The sequence below is a fragment of the Paenibacillus campinasensis genome (genome assembly GCF_002272015.1).
Taxonomy (GTDB): Bacteria; Bacillota; Bacilli; order Paenibacillales; family Paenibacillaceae; genus Paenibacillus_AQ; species Paenibacillus_AQ campinasensis.
On sequence record NZ_NPBY01000003.1, the window covers coordinates 125,667 to 142,972 of the forward strand.

Genomic DNA, 17,306 nt, shown 5'->3' on the forward strand with positions numbered 1-17,306 from the left:
AAAGAGGGAAAGCCATGAATAACAAGCAGCTCAAGGCAAGAGGAAGCTGGAAGCGTAAGTCGATCGGAGACAGAGTATTCGACTTTACGAACTATGCGCTGTTAGCGGCTTTAACACTGGTCTGTTTTTATCCGATTTTGCACATTTTGTTTGCCTCGGTCAGCGATCCGGTCTCATTGATCGCCCATAAAGGCGCGCTGTTCAAACCGCTGGGCTTTACGCTTGATGGCTATAAGCTGGTATTTAAAGACAACAGCCTGTTGAACGGTTACAAAAATACGATTATCTATGTCGGACTCGGAACGCTGGTCAACATGGTGATGACCATTCTCGGCGCTTACGTATTGTCCCGGCGTGATCTCTATTTCAAAAATTACATCATGGTTTTCATTACAATTACGATGTTTTTTGGCGGGGGTCTTATTCCTTGGTTCCTGCTGATGAAAGACATCGGGCTGTACAACAATCTCTGGGCCATGATTTTGCCAACGGCCTTGAATACGTGGAACATCATCATCCTGCGAACAGCATTCCAAGCCATTCCGCGAGAGCTGGAGGAAGCGGCGGTTATGGATGGCGCTGGTCAGGCGAAAATATTGGTGCATGTCATCATACCGCTGTCAAGAGCAACGCTGGCCGTCATTTTCCTGTATTACATGGTGGGCAACTGGAACTCCTGGTTTAACGCCATGGTGCTGCTCAAAGACCGGGAACTGTTCCCGCTGCAGCTGTTAATGAAGGAAATTCTGGTTGCGAATGACTCCACGGCCACGACGATGGGAAGCGCAGGCGGCGTCGTTATCAACAGCGCCCAAAGCTCGAATGCGTTCCGGGAGCTGGTTAAGTACTGCGCGATCGTGGTATCGACGGCTCCGATCTTAATGGTCTATCCTTTCCTTCAGAAATATTTTGTGAAGGGCGTATACGTTGGTTCCATCAAAGGCTGATATATAAAAAAATTAACCATATGTTTAGGAGTGAACATCTTGAAAAATACAGAAGCAAACCATACCGTGTACCCGCGTGCGGAATATCCGCGCCCCCAATTCGTCCGCAAGGCATGGCAGTGCCTGAACGGAGAGTGGGAATTTCAATTTGACGATGCTGGTGTCGGGGAGAAGGAATATTGGTACCAAACGGAGAAGCGCGTCCCTTTTTCGCACAAAATCAATGTGCCCTTTGCTTTCCAAAGCAAGCTGAGCGGCATCGGGGATCCTTCCTTTCATGATGTCGTCTGGTACCGCAGATCGTTCGAAGTCCCGGCAGATTGGAAGAACAAGCGCATCATCCTTCATTTCGGGGCGGTAGACTATATCGCCAAGGTCTGGGTGAACGGTCAGCTGGCAGCGGTGCATGAAGGGGGACACACCCCATTCCAGGCTGACATTACGAGCTTACTTCGGGAAGATGGCAATACGGTCGTTGTGCGGGCGGAGGATTTCAGCCGCGATGTCACATTGCCTCGGGGCAAGCAGTACTGGCGTGAGAAGTCCGAGTCCATCTTCTATACCCGTACGACCGGCATATGGCAAAGCGTGTGGCTCGAGCCGGTGTCCCCTGCTCATCTGCGCAAAGTGATGATCACTCCGGACATTGACCGGAATGAAATTCGCATCCGGACGTTCGTTGAGGGGTATCCGGCATCCGGAGATTTGAAAGTGCAGGTTACCGTAACCTTCGGGAATGACCGGATTGCGGAAGATCAATATTCGCTGCGGAGCAGCGAGCAGCTGCGGGCCATTGGGCTTGGCGATTTCACCGATCACGGCCAGGGCCGGCTGTGGAGCCCTGAACATCCGAATCTGTATGATGTCGAATTCCGTCTCATTCAGGACGGGGAGGTTGTGGATGAGGTCCAAAGTTATTTTGGCATGCGCAAAGTGTCCATCGAGGACGGAAAGCTGTGCCTGAATAACCGCCCATACTTCCAGCGTCTGGTGCTCGATCAGGGATATTTCCCTGAAGGCATTCTGACTGCCCCGACAGATGAAGCGCTGAAGCGGGATGTTGAATTAACGAAGGAAATGGGCTTTAACGGCGTCAGAAAGCATCAGAAGACAGAGGATCCGAGATTCCTGTACTGGTGTGATCGGCTGGGTCTGCTGGTCTGGGGCGAGGCCGCCAATGCGTATGAGTATTCCGAGGAATATGTCCGCCGCTTCACCAGAGAGTGGCAGGAAATTGTGGAGCGCGATTACAATCATCCGTCCATCGTGACTTGGGTTCCGCTCAATGAGAGCTGGGGCGTGCCGAACGTGCAGATTGATGTGCGTCAGCAGCAGCACGGGCTGGCGATGTATCATTTAACGAAATCCCTTGATGATACAAGACCTGTCGTGTATAACGACGGCTGGGAGCATATGACGACCGATCTGGTCACGATCCATGATTATGAGAGCCGCCAGGAGGTGCTGGAGCAGCGCTACCAAACGGCGGAATCAGCCGTCGAGGCGATGCCGGCCAACCGCAGAATTTTTGTCGGAGGCGCTTCCTACCAAGGGCAGCCGATTCTTGTATCGGAGTTTGGCGGCATCGCCTTCAAGAAGAGTGAGTGGGATGGCTGGGGATATTCCGGCGCGGAGAACGAGGAGGATTTCCTGATTCGTCTGAAGGCGGTCGTGGATCCGATGTTCTCATCCCCGGTTATCCAAGGGTATTGCTATACACAGCTGACGGATGTGGAACAGGAAATCAACGGTCTGCTGACCTATGACAGGGAGCCGAAGGCGCCGCTTGAAGCGATTCGCAGCATCATGATGGGACGATAATATGCCTGTCACAGCCAGCTCTGGTTCTAATATTTAATCCGAAAGGAACGTGAATGAATGATGAAGACGAGTTACCGGAATACACTGCTGATCACGGTATGCCTGCTTCTTATTTTTCCGATCGGACCGACTGCGCATGCTGCAACTCAGCAGCATAATTTCTATAACGTGATCATGCAGGATGGTGCAGATCCGTGGGTTTACAAGCACACGGACGGCTACTATTATTTCACGAAGACGACCGGCGGCAACGTGACGATCTGGAAATCACGGAATTTGACAACGGTAGATGCGGCGCCAACCACCGTTGTAGAAACCGGATGCTGCAATATATGGGCCCCGGAGCTGCATTATATCCATGGCGCCTGGTACATCTATTATGCGAAGGATGACGGGGACAATGTCAATCATCGCATGTACGTGATGGAGAACACGTCGCCAGATCCAACGCAGGGCACATGGCAGTATAAAGGCCAGATTACCGATCCGACCAATAAATGGGCGATCGACGGCACCGTGCTGGAGGTAGGCGGACAGCTGTATTTCATATGGTCTGGCTGGGAAGGTGATACGGATGTCCGGCAGAATCTGTATATCGCGCGGATGAGCAATCCTTGGACGATTGGCTCGCATCGTGTCGAAATTGCAAGGCCAACCTACAGCTGGGAAACCAACCATTCCCCGCATGTGAATGAAGGGCCACAGGTGATCATTCGAAACGGGGTCATCAACCTGGTGTATTCCGCCAGCGGCAGCTGGACGAATGACTACTGCCTGGGGCTGATCACAGCGAGCACGTCCAGTGATTTGCTGAATCCGGCATCCTGGACCAAGCGCAGCCAGCCGATATTCAGATCTGGGAACGGACTGTTCGGACCGGGCCATCATTCGTTCACGAAATCGCCGGACGGCACTGAGGACTGGATGTTATACCACACGGCCAAGTACGACAATGCCGGGTGGAATCGGGAAATCCGGATGCAAAAATTCAGCTGGAACGCCGACAACACGCCAAATCTCGGTGTGCCTGTCAATCCGAATGTGCCGATAGCGCTGCCTTCCGGCGAGGCGCCGCACATCCGTTATGAGGGAGAGGAAGGCGTCTTTGGCGGTACTGCGCGCGCGGCGGCAAGCCCGAACGGATCCGGGGGAGCCAAAGCCGGTTATATCGACACAGCGGACAGCTTTGCACAGTATACGGTGCATGTGCCGAGTGCAGGCGAATACATTCTTCTGGCCAGAACGGCAAATGGAACCGCCGGCGGAGGCTGGTCGCATCTTCTTCTCAGCGTCAATGGCGGGCCTTCAAGCCAATTCCATATTACGAATAAAGGCTGGGAGAATTGGACCCTGTCCACTGCCCGGATTCATCTGAATGCCGGTGAGAACACGATCCGGTTTACTAAAGGCGAAGGCTACGGAGAGATTGATTTCTTTGACATCAAACCGGCGAATTAAAGGGAAGAGGGAGCGGCGGATGATGCCGCCGCTGCCCGTGCAATACAAGCTGAATGCTGAGGGGCTCCCGGATTTCCGGGAGCCCTTTTCCTTCCGCGGCGTGCTCTTTGTCAGGCGGCAACCCCTAAGCAGCGCACGAGTGGAAGCCTTTCCGGCTGGATTGTTTTTCGATTCATTACCAAGTAAGATGAAGGTAACGATTAACATAAAAGGGGAGCAAATTCGTGCTGGAACTTAATATTAACGACCCGGAGAAGCTTGTAACGGTGGCTCATGCCTTATCGACGCGTTCCCGCGTGGATATTCTTCGGCTTCTGAACTCCAAAAATTTAAATATTATGGAGATTGCCGAGGAGCTCAAGCTTCCCGTTTCGACTGTAGCCAGCAACGTGAAAGTGCTGGAGGCCGCTGAACTCATACAAACTGAACTGCTTCCTGCATCCCGTGGGGCAATGAAAGTGTGCAGCCGGAATTATGACGACATTCATATTGCCTTGAATTTAAGAACATCCATGCCTAAAGGGGTAGCCCATGTCTATGAGGTGGAGATGCCCATCGGGCATTACAGTGACTGTGAGGTGCATCCGACCTGCGGAATGGCCAATACGGAAGGTTATATTATCAAGGAAGATGAGCCGGCAAGCTTCTATCATCCGAAGCATGTCAATGCCCAGATTATTTGGCTGCGCAAGGGTTATCTGGAATACCTGCTGCCGATGGACATTCCGGCCGGGGCGCGTATCGAGTCGCTGGAGCTGTCGATGGAGATGTGCTCTGAGGCGCCGAACTATGATCATAACTGGCCGTCGAACATATCGGTCTGGGTGAACGGCATCGAGATCGGCATGTGGACAAGTCCCGGGGATTTCGGAGACCGCCGCGGGAGGCTGAATCCGAACTGGTGGTATGACTGGGCTACGCAATATGGTCTTCTGAAAAGATGGCGTGTGGATCATGAGAAAACAACGCTGGACATGGAGAAGGTATCCGATGTGAAACTGAGTGAGCTCGGGCTCACGGAGAGCCCGAAATTACGGCTGCGCATCGGCATCAAGCCGGATGCCGTTCACCAGGGAGGGCTGAATCTGTTTGGCCGTCAGTTCGGCGACCATGAGCAGAACATCGTGATGCAAGTGAAGTATACATTGGATCAGGAAGCGCAATCGGTTCCGTTCTCGGGATGATGCGACATGGCAGGCAAAGTCGCCGATCCTTTACTCTGTGAATAGGCACAGCATTCCGGCAATGGCCCGGTGCAGGGACATAAGTTCTTGCACCGGGCTTTTTGACGTGTCCAATCGACGACTGGCCGTGCACACAGTTCCGCAAGAAGCGCCTGGCACAACGAGCGGAATAAAACGGCGGACATTGAAGCAACCTAGGATCGTTCCACCCGAACATACAGAATCCGCCACGAAAATTGAACAGAAGAATTGCAGGTGAAAGAAATGGCAGAGAAGAACATTCTTGCTTACTTCAAAAGTCCGGAGCAAGCCCAGCTCGTCGCCCGAAAGCTGGAGGCGCTGCGGGTGGCTGACATGTCCATCGACCGCTTCAGCGCGTATCCGGGCGGCGAATTGAATGATACGATGCACCCCCTGACCGGGGATATTGACAGTCTGACCTCGATGACCCAGAATGCCGCGTTGTCGAACCGTTCGGCAGGCATTCTTGGCGCCGCAGATCCATCGGCCAGCGGGATGAGCGATGGGCGGCAGGACGGACTTGAGGGCCGCGACATTCTGCTGACTGTCGTGCTGGACGAAAGCGTGTTTGACCGGGCTATGAACATCATTGAGCAGTCTGGCGGGATGGTATAGACAGGGCGGGCTAAGCCTTGATGTTAGCCGCTAGAGTTATGGATCAAGAAAGGAGTCATATACTTATGATGCGAAGAGTAAAGAAAGGTAAAATTCTTAGCAAAACCGAAAAGCTGCTTGCCCGTGAAACGGTGCAGAACGAGGATGTAGAATTTGCAGCAGCCGAGGCGGACGCCGATGATGCGGAGGCGCTTCGTCGCAGCGAGGCGGCTGACAAACGGCAGCTGAGAGAGATTTTGAAGGATCAGCAGGGCCAATGAATGGCCCGGTGCAACATGCGCTATCAGGAACGAAGCCCTCTTGCCCGGAATGGATCTCGGTAAGAGGGGCTTTTTTGTATTTTGGCCGAGTGAAAATAGGTTTGATTCCTTTTGTGTCAAAGGTCCACTATATAGTACAATAGAAGCTATGTACAAATGAGGAGGATCTGCTGCACATGTTATGGCATGAATTAACGATACATACTACGGAAGAAGCCGTAGAGATGATTACGAACTTTTTGCATGAAGCCGGGGCCGGGGGCGTCTCCATCGAGGAATCCGGTACTGTCCATAAAAAAAGGGACACCTCCCTCGGACAATGGTTCGATGAGATCGTCCCGTTTAACAATATTCCCGAGGGCTGCGCCGTCATTAAAGGGTACTTTGATGAGACGGTATCCTTGGAATCGATCGTAAGCGAGATCGCTCCGCGCATTGAGGAGCTTAGCGATTTCGGCATTAACACCGGGGAAGTCCGGTATGAGATGAAGACCGTCAACGAGGAAGAATGGGCGACGGCATGGAAGCAGTACTTCAAGCCGATCCGGGTGTCCGAGCGGCTGACCATCAAGCCGACCTGGGAGACATATGAGCCTGAATCCGAAGCGGAATCGATCATTGAGCTGGACCCTGGCATGGCGTTTGGCACCGGTACGCATCCGACGACCTCGCTTTGTCTGCGGACGCTGGAGTCGGTCATTCAAGGCGGCGAGGAAGTGATTGATGTCGGTACCGGCTCGGGGATTCTGTCCATCGGCGCGGCGTATTTGGGGGCATCCCGGATTCTGGCGCTTGACCTTGACCCGGTGGCGGTATCGAGCGCCAAGGAGAACACGCGCTTGAACGGGCTGGAGGACCGGATTACGATTGTTGAGAGCGACCTGCTGTCCGTGCTCACGGATCGCGAGCACAAGGCAGAGCTTGGCGTAACGCTGCCTGTGCAAATTGTGGTAGCGAACATTTTGGCCGAGGTGATCCTGTTGTTTGTGGATGATGTGTACCAGGCGCTTCAGCCCGGCGGCATCTACATTGCATCAGGCATTTACAAGAACAAGGAAGAGATGGTCGATCAGGCGCTCAAGGCGTCCGGCTTCGAGATTGCGGATATTCGCCGCGAGGATGACTGGGTAGCGTTTGTAGCGAGGAAGAGTGAGTGATGGAGTTTTTAGATCAGCTTTTATTTTATCCGCTGGACCAGCTTCCTTTTTACCTGATTGCTCTGATGATTGCCTTTACGGTCCATGAGTTTGCGCATGCTTATGCGGCTTACAAGTTCGGAGACCCAACGGCCAAAATGCTGGGCCGCGTCACCTTGAATCCGGCTGTGCATTTTGATTTTCTGGGCATCTTCCTGCTGCTTATTGCCGGTTTCGGCTGGGCAAGACCGGTCCCTGTGAATCGCGACAACTTCAGCCGCCCGCGCAGGATGAGTGTGATCGTGTCGGCTGTCGGGCCGCTCAGCAATCTGGCGCTCGGCATTGTGGGGGCGCTGATCTATGCGGCACTGTACCAGTTCGGAGTGATCGACGCGGTCGGAACGAATCGGGTGGATCAAGCGGTTCATATTTTCTTTAATACGTTTATTTTACTGAATTTCTTTCTGTGCTTGTTCAATCTCATTCCGCTTCCTCCGCTGGATGGATATCGAATTTTGTCGGAGGTGCTTCCTCCGCGCGTCAGTGCCAGACTGCGAGTGATCGAGCAATGGTCGATTCTGATCTTCCTGATGATCATCATTGTACCGGCGTTTCAGGCGCATACGATCCGACCGCTGTATAATGCGGCCCATATGCTGTCGATCGAATTTTTGAATCTGTTTATCCTCCTCTTCGGAGGATGATGATGCTTCATTTCGGTGAAGCGGCTAAAATAACGGGATTTTCACGTCTTTTCTCTGGTCAGGCAAGCGGAAAAGTTGTATGATGGGGTTTGGCGATTTTGGAGTTAGGTGAGGATAAGAGATGCAGCGATATTTTGTTGCTCCCGCGCAGTTCGCTGGGGAGCGCGTTGAGATAACGGGCGATGACGCCCGCCATATTGCCAAGGTGATGCGCGGAAGGGCCGGAGACAAGTTTATTGTCAGCGATGGAGAAGACCGGGAAGCGCTGGTGGAAATCGACAGCATCGACTCGGCCGCTGTAAGCGCCGTTGTTGTTGAATATTTGGAGATGACCGCAGAGCCGCGGCTGCAAGTGACCGTTGCCCAGAGTCTGCCCAAAGGGGACAAGATGGAGACGGTGATCCAGAAGTGCACCGAGATCGGTGCGGTGGCTTTTGCGCCCTTTTGGTCTGAGCGGACCATCGTTCAGTATGATGCCAAAAAGGAAGGAAAGCGCCTTGAGCGCTGGCGCAAAATCGCTAAGGAAGCAGCAGAGCAGGCGCATCGCAACCGGATTCCGGTGATCGATTCGCCGGTATCTTTCAAGACGCTGCTGCAGACATTCTCGGCCTATGATGCCGTATACTTTTGTTATGAGAAAGAGCAGGGACTGCACATCCGGGACCGGCTCAAGCCTTTTGTTGAGCAGATATTTGCCGATTCGGGCGCGGTGGCCAGCCTGCTGCTGGTTATCGGTCCTGAAGGCGGCTTTACGGAGGATGAAGTCCGAATCGCCGAAGAAGCCGGAGCGGAAGCTGTCGGACTCGGGCGAAGAATACTGCGCTGCGAAACCGCCGGAATGACGGCGTTGACCTGCGCTTTATATGAATCTGGAGAAATGGGGGGAGTTTGATCATGCCAACCGTAGCATTTTACACACTGGGCTGCAAAGTCAACTTTTACGATACAGAAGCCATCTGGCAGTACTTCAAGAATGAAGGCTACGAGCAGGTGGATTTCGAGCAAACTGCCGATGTATACCTTATTAATACGTGCCACGTGACCAATACCGGAGACAAGAAGAGCCGGCAGATGATCAGACGGGCCGTTCGCCGCAATCCTGACGCCATCGTGGCGGTTACAGGCTGCTATGCGCAAACATCGCCAGCCGAGATTCTGGATATTCCGGGGGTTGACCTCGTAATCGGGAACCAGGACCGGGATAAAATTATGAGCTTCATTCATGATATCGAAAAAACACGCCAGCCAATCAATGCAGTACGCAACATTATGAAAACGAGAGTGTTCGAGGAAATGGATGTGCCGGATTTTGCTGAGCGCACGCGGGCGTTCCTCAAAATTCAGGACGGATGCAACAATTTCTGCACTTTCTGCATCATTCCTTGGTCGCGCGGCCTGTCGCGCAGCCGGGATCCGAAGAGCATCCTCAAGCAGGCCAACCAGCTTGTGGAAGCCGGGTACAAGGAAATTGTGCTGACCGGCATTCACACCGGCGGTTACGGCGACGATATGGAGGATTACAAACTGTCCGATCTGCTGTGGGATCTCGACCGGGTGGACGGCCTGGAGCGTATTCGCATCAGCTCCATCGAAGCCAGCCAAATCGACGAGAAGATGCTCGACGTGCTTAACCGCTCCAGCAAAATGTGCCGTCATCTACATATCCCGCTGCAGGCGGGCGATGATACGGTTCTGAAGCGGATGCGCCGCAAATATACAACCGAGGAATTTTACAACAAGATGGGCTTGATTCGTCAAGCGATGCCTGATGTGGGCATCACGACCGATGTGATCGTCGGCTTCCCTGGGGAGACGGACGAGATGTTCCGCAACGGCTACAACCTGATGAAAGAAATTCAATTCTCGGAGATGCATGTCTTCCCTTACTCGAAGCGGACCGGCACTCCGGCTGCCCGGATGGAGGATCAGGTGGACGAAGAGGTGAAGAACGCGCGCGTTCATGAGCTGATCGACCTGTCTGAACAGCTTCAGCTGGCGTATGCCAAACGCTTTGTCGGCCAGGTGCTGGAAGTGATTCCGGAGCGCGAGTACAAGGGCGGTTCCGGGAAAATGCAGGGATACAGCGACAACTATCTTCAACTGGTATTCAACGGATCGTCAGATCTTGAAGGCCAGATGTGCCGCGTAAAGGTGACCAAGGCCGGAGTCAATGAGTGCGAAGGCGAACTGGTCAGCGTTATGCACAACGGATTAACGGCAGCCGCCCAGTAATCTTTCGGCTTGGCCGTACCTGACAAGGATTTCATTTCCCGAATTCAACCGGAAGTGAAATCCTTGTTGCACATGAAGGAGGATGCAGACATGACACGAAAAGAGATATCCGCAGGCGGCGTCGTGTACCGATACCATGAAGGCGAGCTTCAAATTCAGCTCATCCAGGACCGGTACGGCAAGACCTCTCTTCCGAAAGGCAAAATGGAGCCGGGTGAAACGGTGGAGCAGACCGCGCTGCGCGAAATTGTTGAAGAGACGGGCATTGTTGGCCGCATCATCACACGAGTGGATATCATTCCTTATAAATACAATCATCCTGAATACGGTATTGTGGACAAGGAGGTTCATTATTATCTCGTTGAAGCAGTGCAAGGCACCTTGAAACCCCAGCTGGAAGAAATCAACGGGGTGGATTGGCATGCGCCGCTGGAAGCCTGGAACAAGCAGCGCCGCAACGGGTATAACAACAATGATGTCATCCTGCGCAAAGCTTTGGAGCTGCTTCAGGTGAACATTCCTCGCTAAATCCGCCGCAACGGCCGAACCTCCCGATCAGGGGCGGGGTTTCCGGGACCATACCGGGAGATAGCATAACGGCAGGGCCAGCAGGGAACAGATGATGTTGAACAGCGTCTGGGCGTGGGCGATCTGTCCGGCCGGACCAGCGGCAAACCAGCCCGAGACGGTGGTCAGTCCGAGGATGAATGGGGCGAACAGCACCGCTCCCCCGATATTGAGCACCATATGGGACCAGGCGACGAAGCGACCGGCAGCGGTGCTGCCGATGGCGGCGATCAGGGCGGTGACACAGGTGCCTACATTGGAGCCGACGACGATGGCAACGCCAAGCTCGGGCGGCAGCGCGCCGGCTGTAGCCAGGCTCATCGCCATCGCGATCACGGCCGCGCTGCTGTGCATGATCGCCGACAGTACAGCGCCTGCGGCAATGCCCCAGAGGACGCTTTGGGCAGCCTGATCAAGGAACCACTGGAACAGGCCGAGGCGCTCCAGGTCAGCCCCGATGGATTGCATGAAGCGGATACCGAGCAGAATGGCGGCAAAACCGGCGGCCGCAAGGCACAGATACTGGCTGCGTGTCAGCAGGTTCTTCAGCGACGCATAGCCGCGGGGGACCCGCTCGGCGGATATGACCAGTCCTGCCCAGAGCATCAAGGACAGCGTCAGCAGCGGCAGCGCAGCCTGTCCGATCTGCAGGCTGATCAGCTCGGTGGTGACGGTCGTCCCGATGTTGGTGCCGAGGATGATGCCAAGCGTTCCGGAATAGCTGAGCAGACCGGCATTGGCGAATCCGATTGACAGCACGGTTACGGCTGTGCTGCTCTGGAGCAGGGCCGTAACCGCCATGCTGGACACCATGCCTTTCAGCGGAGTCGAGGTCGCCTTGTGCAGCCAGCGCTGCAGGAGGGGACCGGCCCAGCGCTGCAGCGCGGCTTCCATCACCTTCATGCCAAGCAGAAACAGGACAAGGCCGTAACAGATAGGAAACCATAGTGAAGACAGCATGATGTTCTCCTTTTCTGGCAGATGAATTCGTTGCTTCGAAGGCAGCCTTTTTAACTACGTATATGACCGGGGGCGGACATGCATGCCAATGAATAGCCCCGGGGAGACAAATAGAGGAGTGAAGTGTAAGTGCCATCGGTAATTTTGGATCGGAGCCGTAAAAAAAGATTAGAGCAGGGCCATCCCTGGATATTCAAGAGCGAGATTGCCTCTGTCGAAGGGGAGCCTGCTGCGGGGGAATTGGTGCAGGTACTGAACCATCAAGGTCGCTTCCTGGCCGCCGGCTATTATAATCCGGCCTCGCAAATTACGGTGCGGGTCGTATCTTATGAGCCTATTGAGCAGATGGACCAGGCTTTCTTCGCTGAACGATTCCGTCAGTGCATGAGTCACAGAGAACGGTTTGTGCAAGGGGAGAACGCGTATCGTCTTGTATATGGCGAAGCCGATTTTCTTCCCGGGCTCATCGTGGACCGCTTTGCTGACGTGCTGGTTATCCAGCTGCTGACGCTCGGGATGGATCGCTGCCGTGACGAGATTGTGAGCGCGCTGGTTGAAGTTGTGAACCCGACCGGAATATATGAGCGGAGCGATGTATCCGTTCGGGAGCTGGAAGGCCTTGAGCAGCGCAAGGGCCCGCTGTATGGGGAATGCCCGCGCCATGTCACGGTGACCGAGAACGGCCTGAAGATCAAAGTGGACATTGTGGAAGGCCAGAAAACGGGCTATTTCTTCGATCAGCGGGAGAATCGTGCGTCGATCAAGCCGCTGATGACCGGCTGGGGCAAACGCAGCGGCATTACACTGCAGGAGATCGAAGCGGACGGACAGAAGAAGAGGGTGCCTGTGAACAAAAGCGGCAAGGAGGTTACCTTTCCGTTCTGGGACGGCGCGACGGTGCTGGAGTGCTTCTCGCATACGGGCAGCTTCACCCTTCACGCCTGCCAGTACGGGGCGAAGAAGGTTACCTGCCTGGATATTTCCCAGCACGCCATTGACAGCGCGCGGGAGAATGTGGAGCTGAATGGCTTCCAGGAACGGGTGGAGTTTGTTGTTGATGACGCTTTTGTCTACTTGCGGAACCAGGTTAAAGGACTGGAGGAGCGTGAGCAGCGCGCACGCGCGGATCAGAAGGTGGATACCTCCAAACCGCTCACGGCCGGGGGCGGGCGATCCTGGGATGTTGTCATTCTTGATCCGCCGGCGTTTGCCAAGACAAAATCGGCGGTGAAGGGCGCTTGCCGCGGCTATAAGGATATCAATCTGCACGGCATGAAGCTCGTTAACGAGGGCGGTTATCTTGTCACCGCAAGCTGTTCCTATCATATGCGTCCGGATCTGTTCCTCGAGACGATCCAGGAGGCAGCGCAAGATGCAGGTAAAGTATTGCGTCTGGTCGAATGGCGGGCTGCGGGCAAGGATCACCCGCAAATTCTCGGTGTTCAGGAAGGACACTACCTGAAGTTTGCCATCTTCGAAGTGAGAAGCAAACTTAAAATATAGCGGTTCGGATTGGCTCCATCCATATGGAAATGAAAGGCTCTCTCCCGGTGTGGAGGGGGCTTTTTGGCGTGGAGATACGGTCCCCAGTCTGCTGGTCCGAATGCTAAATAAATCCAAACGTATGTTCCGTGGATATGGACTTATGTTATACTATTAACCATCAGCTTCAGGCTATTGCCCGCTGGATTTACGATCCGTCAGGCATGCTGCGAAGCGAGTTGAAGGGCGGCTTGAGCCTGCTGGATACCCAAGGGCCGGCTCTTTAGTGAAGCATAGTAATTTGCGTGAATAGACGCTTTATAGATCGCTCTAAAGTAGAGACAATGGATTCGTATATAACGTTTCAGCAGAGCTGGAACATGGGAGGAGGAACAGCATGTCGGTTCAGTTTCTGATCGGCAGGTCCGGCAGCGGAAAAAGCACGGCCATCCGTCGGGCGATTGCAGAGCGGTTGAAGGAGAATCCTTCGGGTAGCCCGATGATTCTGCTCGTGCCGGAGCAGGGCTCCTTTGAGGCTGAATATGCGCTCGTCGCTTCGGATGATGTCCGGGGGACGATGCGGGCCCAGGTGCTCAGTTTCCGCCGTTTGGCCTACAGAGTGATGCAGGAGACGGGCGGTGCCGCCAAAGTGGCCGTCAGTGAGGAAGGCAAGCGGATGCTCCTTTACAAAATTTTAAGGCGCCGCAAAGAGGAACTCAATCTGTTTAAGGATTCTGGGGAGCAGCTCGGGTTCGTCGGAAAGCTGAGCGAGCTGTATACGGAGCTGAAGCGGTATTGTGTGGATGCCGGCTGCATCGAGGAGCAGCTGGAGCGCTTGTCCGCCCCAGGAAACGGCTCTCCGCTGCTGCAGCGGAAGCTTGAAGATATTCTGAAGGTATATCGGGATTTTGAACTTGAAATCTCGCGATTGTATATGGATGAGGAGGATACGCTCGCCACGCTGGCTGAAGGGATGTCTGCTTCCGCGTATATGCGAGGGGCTGAGGTATGGATCGACGGCTTCAACGGGTTTACCCCCCAGGAATACAGGGTGCTCAGCGAGTTGATCCGGCATGCGGGCAGCGTTACGGTTGCGCTGACGCTGGACAAGCCCTATGCCGAAGGAACGGCCCCGCATGAGCTCGATTTGTTCCACCCGGCTGCGGTTACGTACATAAAGCTGAAGGGGATCGCCCATGAGCTGGGCGTAGAGACGAAAGATCATGTGCTTAGACCCGATCCGCTTCCCCGCTTTCAGGATCGGCCCGCACTTGCCCATGTGGAGTCGGGCTATGACCGGAAGATCCGGTGGCAAGGCAAGCCGCTGGCGCTGGATGGCTCAGACGGGCTGCTTCTATATGCGGCCAGCCATCGGCGGGCGGAAATCGAGGGGGCGCTGCGTGAAATGCTCCGCCTCGTCCGGGAGGAAGGAGCCCGGTTCCGCGAGATGGCCGTGTTTGTACGCAACCTGAATGTATACGAGCATCTGGCCGGTCCGCTATTCCAGGAATATGGCGTTCCGTACTTTCTGGACCAGAAGCGAAGCGAGCTGCACCACCCGGTTGTGGAATTTCTGCGTTCGGCGCTAGATATCATTGTGCGGCGCTGGCGATATGAGGATGTGTTCCGCTGCATCAAGACCGATCTGGTGCTTCCGCTGGACGGCTCGTTGTCCCGCGAAGACATGGATAAGCTTGAGAACTTCGTGCTGGCTTCCGGCATTCAAGGCTCGCGCTGGACCGATGGACGTCCATGGCGCGGCGTGCCAAGCCTGTCGCTTGAAGATGGGGAGGATGCATACAGCAGGGCCGACAGGGTGGATGAAGCACATCAGCTGATCGAGCGCTGCAGGGCTGCTATAGCGGCCCCTTTGCTGTCATTCGAGAAGCGATTGAAGAAGGCTGGCACAGCCAAGGAGCAGTGCACGGCGGTGTACTTGCTTATGGAAGAGCTGGCGATTCCGGAGAAGCTGGAGCTGCTGAGCCGCGCTGCACTGGAGGCCGGGCGGCCGGAAGAGGCGAGGGAGCATCGTCAGGTATGGAGCGCTGTGCTTGATCTCCTGGATCAAATTGTGGAGATGATGGGAAGCGAGAAGCTGGGGACCGAGCTGTTCGCCGGCGTGCTGGACACCGGTCTGACTGAGCTGAAGATGGGACTGGTTCCTCCGGCGCTGGATCAGGTGCTGATTGGCAGCATGGACCGGACGAGAGCGGGCGGCGTGAAATACGCATTTCTGCTCGGGATGAATGAAGGCGTCGTTCCGGCCCAGTTTCAGGACGACGGCGTTCTGACTGAGCAGGAGCGGACAAGCCTGGAACAAGCCGGCGTGGAGCTGGCCCCGGGCATCGCCAGAAAGCTGCTCGATGAACGATTTCTGATCTACAGGGCGCTGACGTCAGCGAGCATGCAGCTGTGGGTCAGCTATCCTGCAGCGGATGATGAAGGGAAACCGCTGCTGCCGTCGGAGGTGATCCGTCATCTGAAGCGTATGTTCAGGGTCGAGGAAGGCGCATTGCCGCCGCGGCCGCACGGAGGACTGAGCGCCGACGAGCAGGAGCGCTATGCGGTTCATCCGGGAAAATCCTTGGCCTATCTGACCGCTCGCCTTCGAGAGTGGATGAACGGGGAGCGGATTCCCGACCTGTGGTGGCATGTATACAACTGGTTTGCGGAGCAGCCGGAGTGGAGAGGTTCACTGGAACGTATGCTGACTTCGCTTCAATATACGAATGAGGCTCGCAGGCTGGGGCAGGAGACAAGCAAGCGGCTGTACGGAACGAAGCTGCGGACGAGCGTATCGCGAATGGAGCGGTTTGTTGCCTGTCCGTTCTCGCATTTTGCCTCTCACGGCCTGAAGCTGCGGGAGCGCCAGCTCTACCGCCTTCAAGCCCCGGATATCGGGCAGCTGTTTCATGCTGCGCTCAGCAGCATGGCCCAGAAATTTCAGGCCCAGCATCGGAGCTGGGGACAGCTGACGCCGGAGGAATGCCTGCGCGAAGCCGAGGAAACGGTAGAGCGTCTAGCGCCGATGCTGCAGGGCGAAATACTGCTCAGCTCCAAGCGATACGGTTACATCAAGCGCAAGCTTAAAAATATAGTCGGCCGGGCTTCCGTCATTTTGGGCGAGCAGGCGCGCAGAGGCCACTTTGAGCCGGTGGGGCTTGAGCTGGATTTCGGTCCGGGCCAGCCGCTGCCGCCGCTTACCTTTCAGCTTCCGGGCGGGGTGACGATGGAGATTGTCGGACGGATCGACCGGGTGGATATGGCGCGTGGCGAGAACGGTCTGCTGCTGCGCGTGATCGATTACAAATCCAGCCAGACGGATCTGCGTTTGCATGAGGTATATTACGGGCTGTCTCTTCAGATGCTGACCTATCTCGACGTGCTGCTGACGTTCGCGGAAGATTGGCTTGGAGAGCACGCGCTGCCTGGAGGGACGCTGTATTTTCACGTGCATGATCCCGTGCTGCAGTCGGCTAACGGCATGGCCCCTGAGCAGGCGGCCGAGGAACTGCTTAAGCGGTTCAAGATGAAGGGTCTGCTGCTGGCGGATCGGGAGGCGGTGTCCCTCATGGACTCCTATCTGGAGAAGGGGCACTCGGCCATTCTGCCGGTGGCGGTGAAAGCCGACGGCAGCTTCTACAGCAGTGCGGCTGTGGCGACGCCCGAGCAGTGGGATGTGCTTCTCTCGGCCGTACGGGACAATATTCAAACGATCGGCGCCCGGATTACTGGCGGGGATGTTGCAATCGAGCCGTATCGCATACAGCAGGAGACAGCGTGTACGTTCTGTCCGTACCGTCCAGTGTGCCAGTTTGACGAAGCGATTGAAGGCAGCGACTATCAGCTGCTTGGCAAGCCTGGACGAAATCAGGTATGGGAGCTGCTCGGACAGATGAAGGAGGGAGAGGGACAGTGA

At 55.2% G+C, this 17,306-nt stretch carries 16 protein-coding genes; 15 read left to right on the top strand and 1 reads right to left on the bottom strand.

The features are described from left to right. The first annotated feature begins 14 nt into the window (after positions 1–14). From CHH67_RS00925 to CHH67_RS00980, 12 genes are all read left to right on the top strand, one after another. Positions 15–947 (top strand): carbohydrate ABC transporter permease, encoded by a 933-nt coding sequence (locus CHH67_RS00925; RefSeq protein ID WP_095263098.1) that lies wholly within the window; start codon positions 15–17, stop codon positions 945–947. 39 nt (positions 948–986) lie between these two features. Continuing rightward, a complete protein-coding gene (locus tag CHH67_RS00930; RefSeq protein ID WP_095263099.1) occupies positions 987–2,768 on the top strand; it encodes a glycoside hydrolase family 2 protein in 1,782 nt (593 codons plus the stop codon). Positions 2,769–2,828: 60 nt separating this feature from the next. Further along, entirely contained in the window at positions 2,829–4,226 is a 1,398-nt protein-coding gene (locus CHH67_RS00935) for a family 43 glycosylhydrolase (protein WP_095263210.1), read from the top strand. Positions 4,227–4,245: 19 nt separating this feature from the next. Further along, positions 4,246–4,464 (top strand): hypothetical protein, encoded by a 219-nt coding sequence (locus CHH67_RS00940; RefSeq protein WP_095263100.1) that lies wholly within the window; start codon positions 4,246–4,248, stop codon positions 4,462–4,464. Beyond that, a complete protein-coding gene (locus CHH67_RS00945) occupies positions 4,451–5,410 on the top strand; it encodes an ArsR/SmtB family transcription factor (RefSeq protein WP_095263101.1) in 960 nt (319 codons plus the stop codon). Before CHH67_RS00940 ends, CHH67_RS00945 begins: the two co-directional genes overlap by 14 nt. Before the next feature lie 264 nt (positions 5,411–5,674). Beyond that, complete coding sequence (locus CHH67_RS00950; protein WP_155617435.1) at positions 5,675–6,046, top strand: hypothetical protein; 372 nt, start codon at positions 5,675–5,677, stop codon at positions 6,044–6,046. Positions 6,047–6,111: 65 nt separating this feature from the next. Next, the gene (locus CHH67_RS00955) at positions 6,112–6,306 is read left to right on the top strand and encodes a YfhD family protein (protein ID WP_095263103.1); all 195 of its coding nucleotides are present in this window, start codon (positions 6,112–6,114) and stop codon (positions 6,304–6,306) included. A gap of 176 nt (positions 6,307–6,482) precedes the next feature. Continuing rightward, positions 6,483–7,463: a 50S ribosomal protein L11 methyltransferase gene (prmA, locus tag CHH67_RS00960; RefSeq protein ID WP_095263104.1), complete on the top strand. Its 981-nt coding sequence runs from the start codon at positions 6,483–6,485 to the stop codon at positions 7,461–7,463. Then, the gene (locus CHH67_RS00965) at positions 7,463–8,146 is read left to right on the top strand and encodes a site-2 protease family protein (protein WP_095263105.1); all 684 of its coding nucleotides are present in this window, start codon (positions 7,463–7,465) and stop codon (positions 8,144–8,146) included. The genes prmA and CHH67_RS00965 overlap by 1 nt, the downstream gene beginning before the upstream one ends. A 121-nt stretch (positions 8,147–8,267) precedes the next feature. After that, positions 8,268–9,038 carry a 16S rRNA (uracil(1498)-N(3))-methyltransferase gene (locus CHH67_RS00970; protein WP_095263106.1) on the top strand — a complete coding sequence of 257 codons (771 nt, stop codon included), beginning with the start codon at positions 8,268–8,270 and terminating at the stop codon, positions 9,036–9,038. A gap of 2 nt (positions 9,039–9,040) precedes the next feature. Next, a complete protein-coding gene (gene mtaB, locus CHH67_RS00975; protein WP_095263107.1) occupies positions 9,041–10,378 on the top strand; it encodes a tRNA (N(6)-L-threonylcarbamoyladenosine(37)-C(2))-methylthiotransferase MtaB in 1,338 nt (445 codons plus the stop codon). A gap of 90 nt (positions 10,379–10,468) precedes the next feature. Further along, positions 10,469–10,906: an NUDIX hydrolase gene (locus CHH67_RS00980; protein ID WP_095263108.1), complete on the top strand. Its 438-nt coding sequence runs from the start codon at positions 10,469–10,471 to the stop codon at positions 10,904–10,906. A 27-nt stretch (positions 10,907–10,933) separates the two neighbouring features. On the opposite strand, the gene CHH67_RS00985 is transcribed toward CHH67_RS00980, so the two are convergent. After that, positions 10,934–11,905, bottom strand: a complete 972-nt coding sequence (locus tag CHH67_RS00985; protein ID WP_095263109.1) for a Na/Pi cotransporter family protein — start codon at positions 11,903–11,905, stop codon at positions 10,934–10,936. Between the two features lie 129 nt (positions 11,906–12,034). Between CHH67_RS00985 and CHH67_RS00990 the strand changes: the two genes are divergently transcribed. The 3 genes from CHH67_RS00990 (at position 12,035) to addB (ending at position 17,306) form a co-directional block, all read left to right on the top strand. Continuing rightward, entirely contained in the window at positions 12,035–13,408 is a 1,374-nt protein-coding gene (locus CHH67_RS00990; protein ID WP_095263110.1) for a class I SAM-dependent rRNA methyltransferase, read from the top strand. A 128-nt stretch (positions 13,409–13,536) separates the two neighbouring features. Continuing rightward, positions 13,537–13,674: a hypothetical protein gene (locus CHH67_RS26440; protein WP_218832002.1), complete on the top strand. Its 138-nt coding sequence runs from the start codon at positions 13,537–13,539 to the stop codon at positions 13,672–13,674. A gap of 110 nt (positions 13,675–13,784) precedes the next feature. Continuing rightward, on the top strand, positions 13,785–17,306 hold the full coding sequence (gene addB, locus CHH67_RS00995) for a helicase-exonuclease AddAB subunit AddB (RefSeq protein ID WP_095263111.1): 3,522 nt from the start codon (positions 13,785–13,787) through the stop codon (positions 17,304–17,306).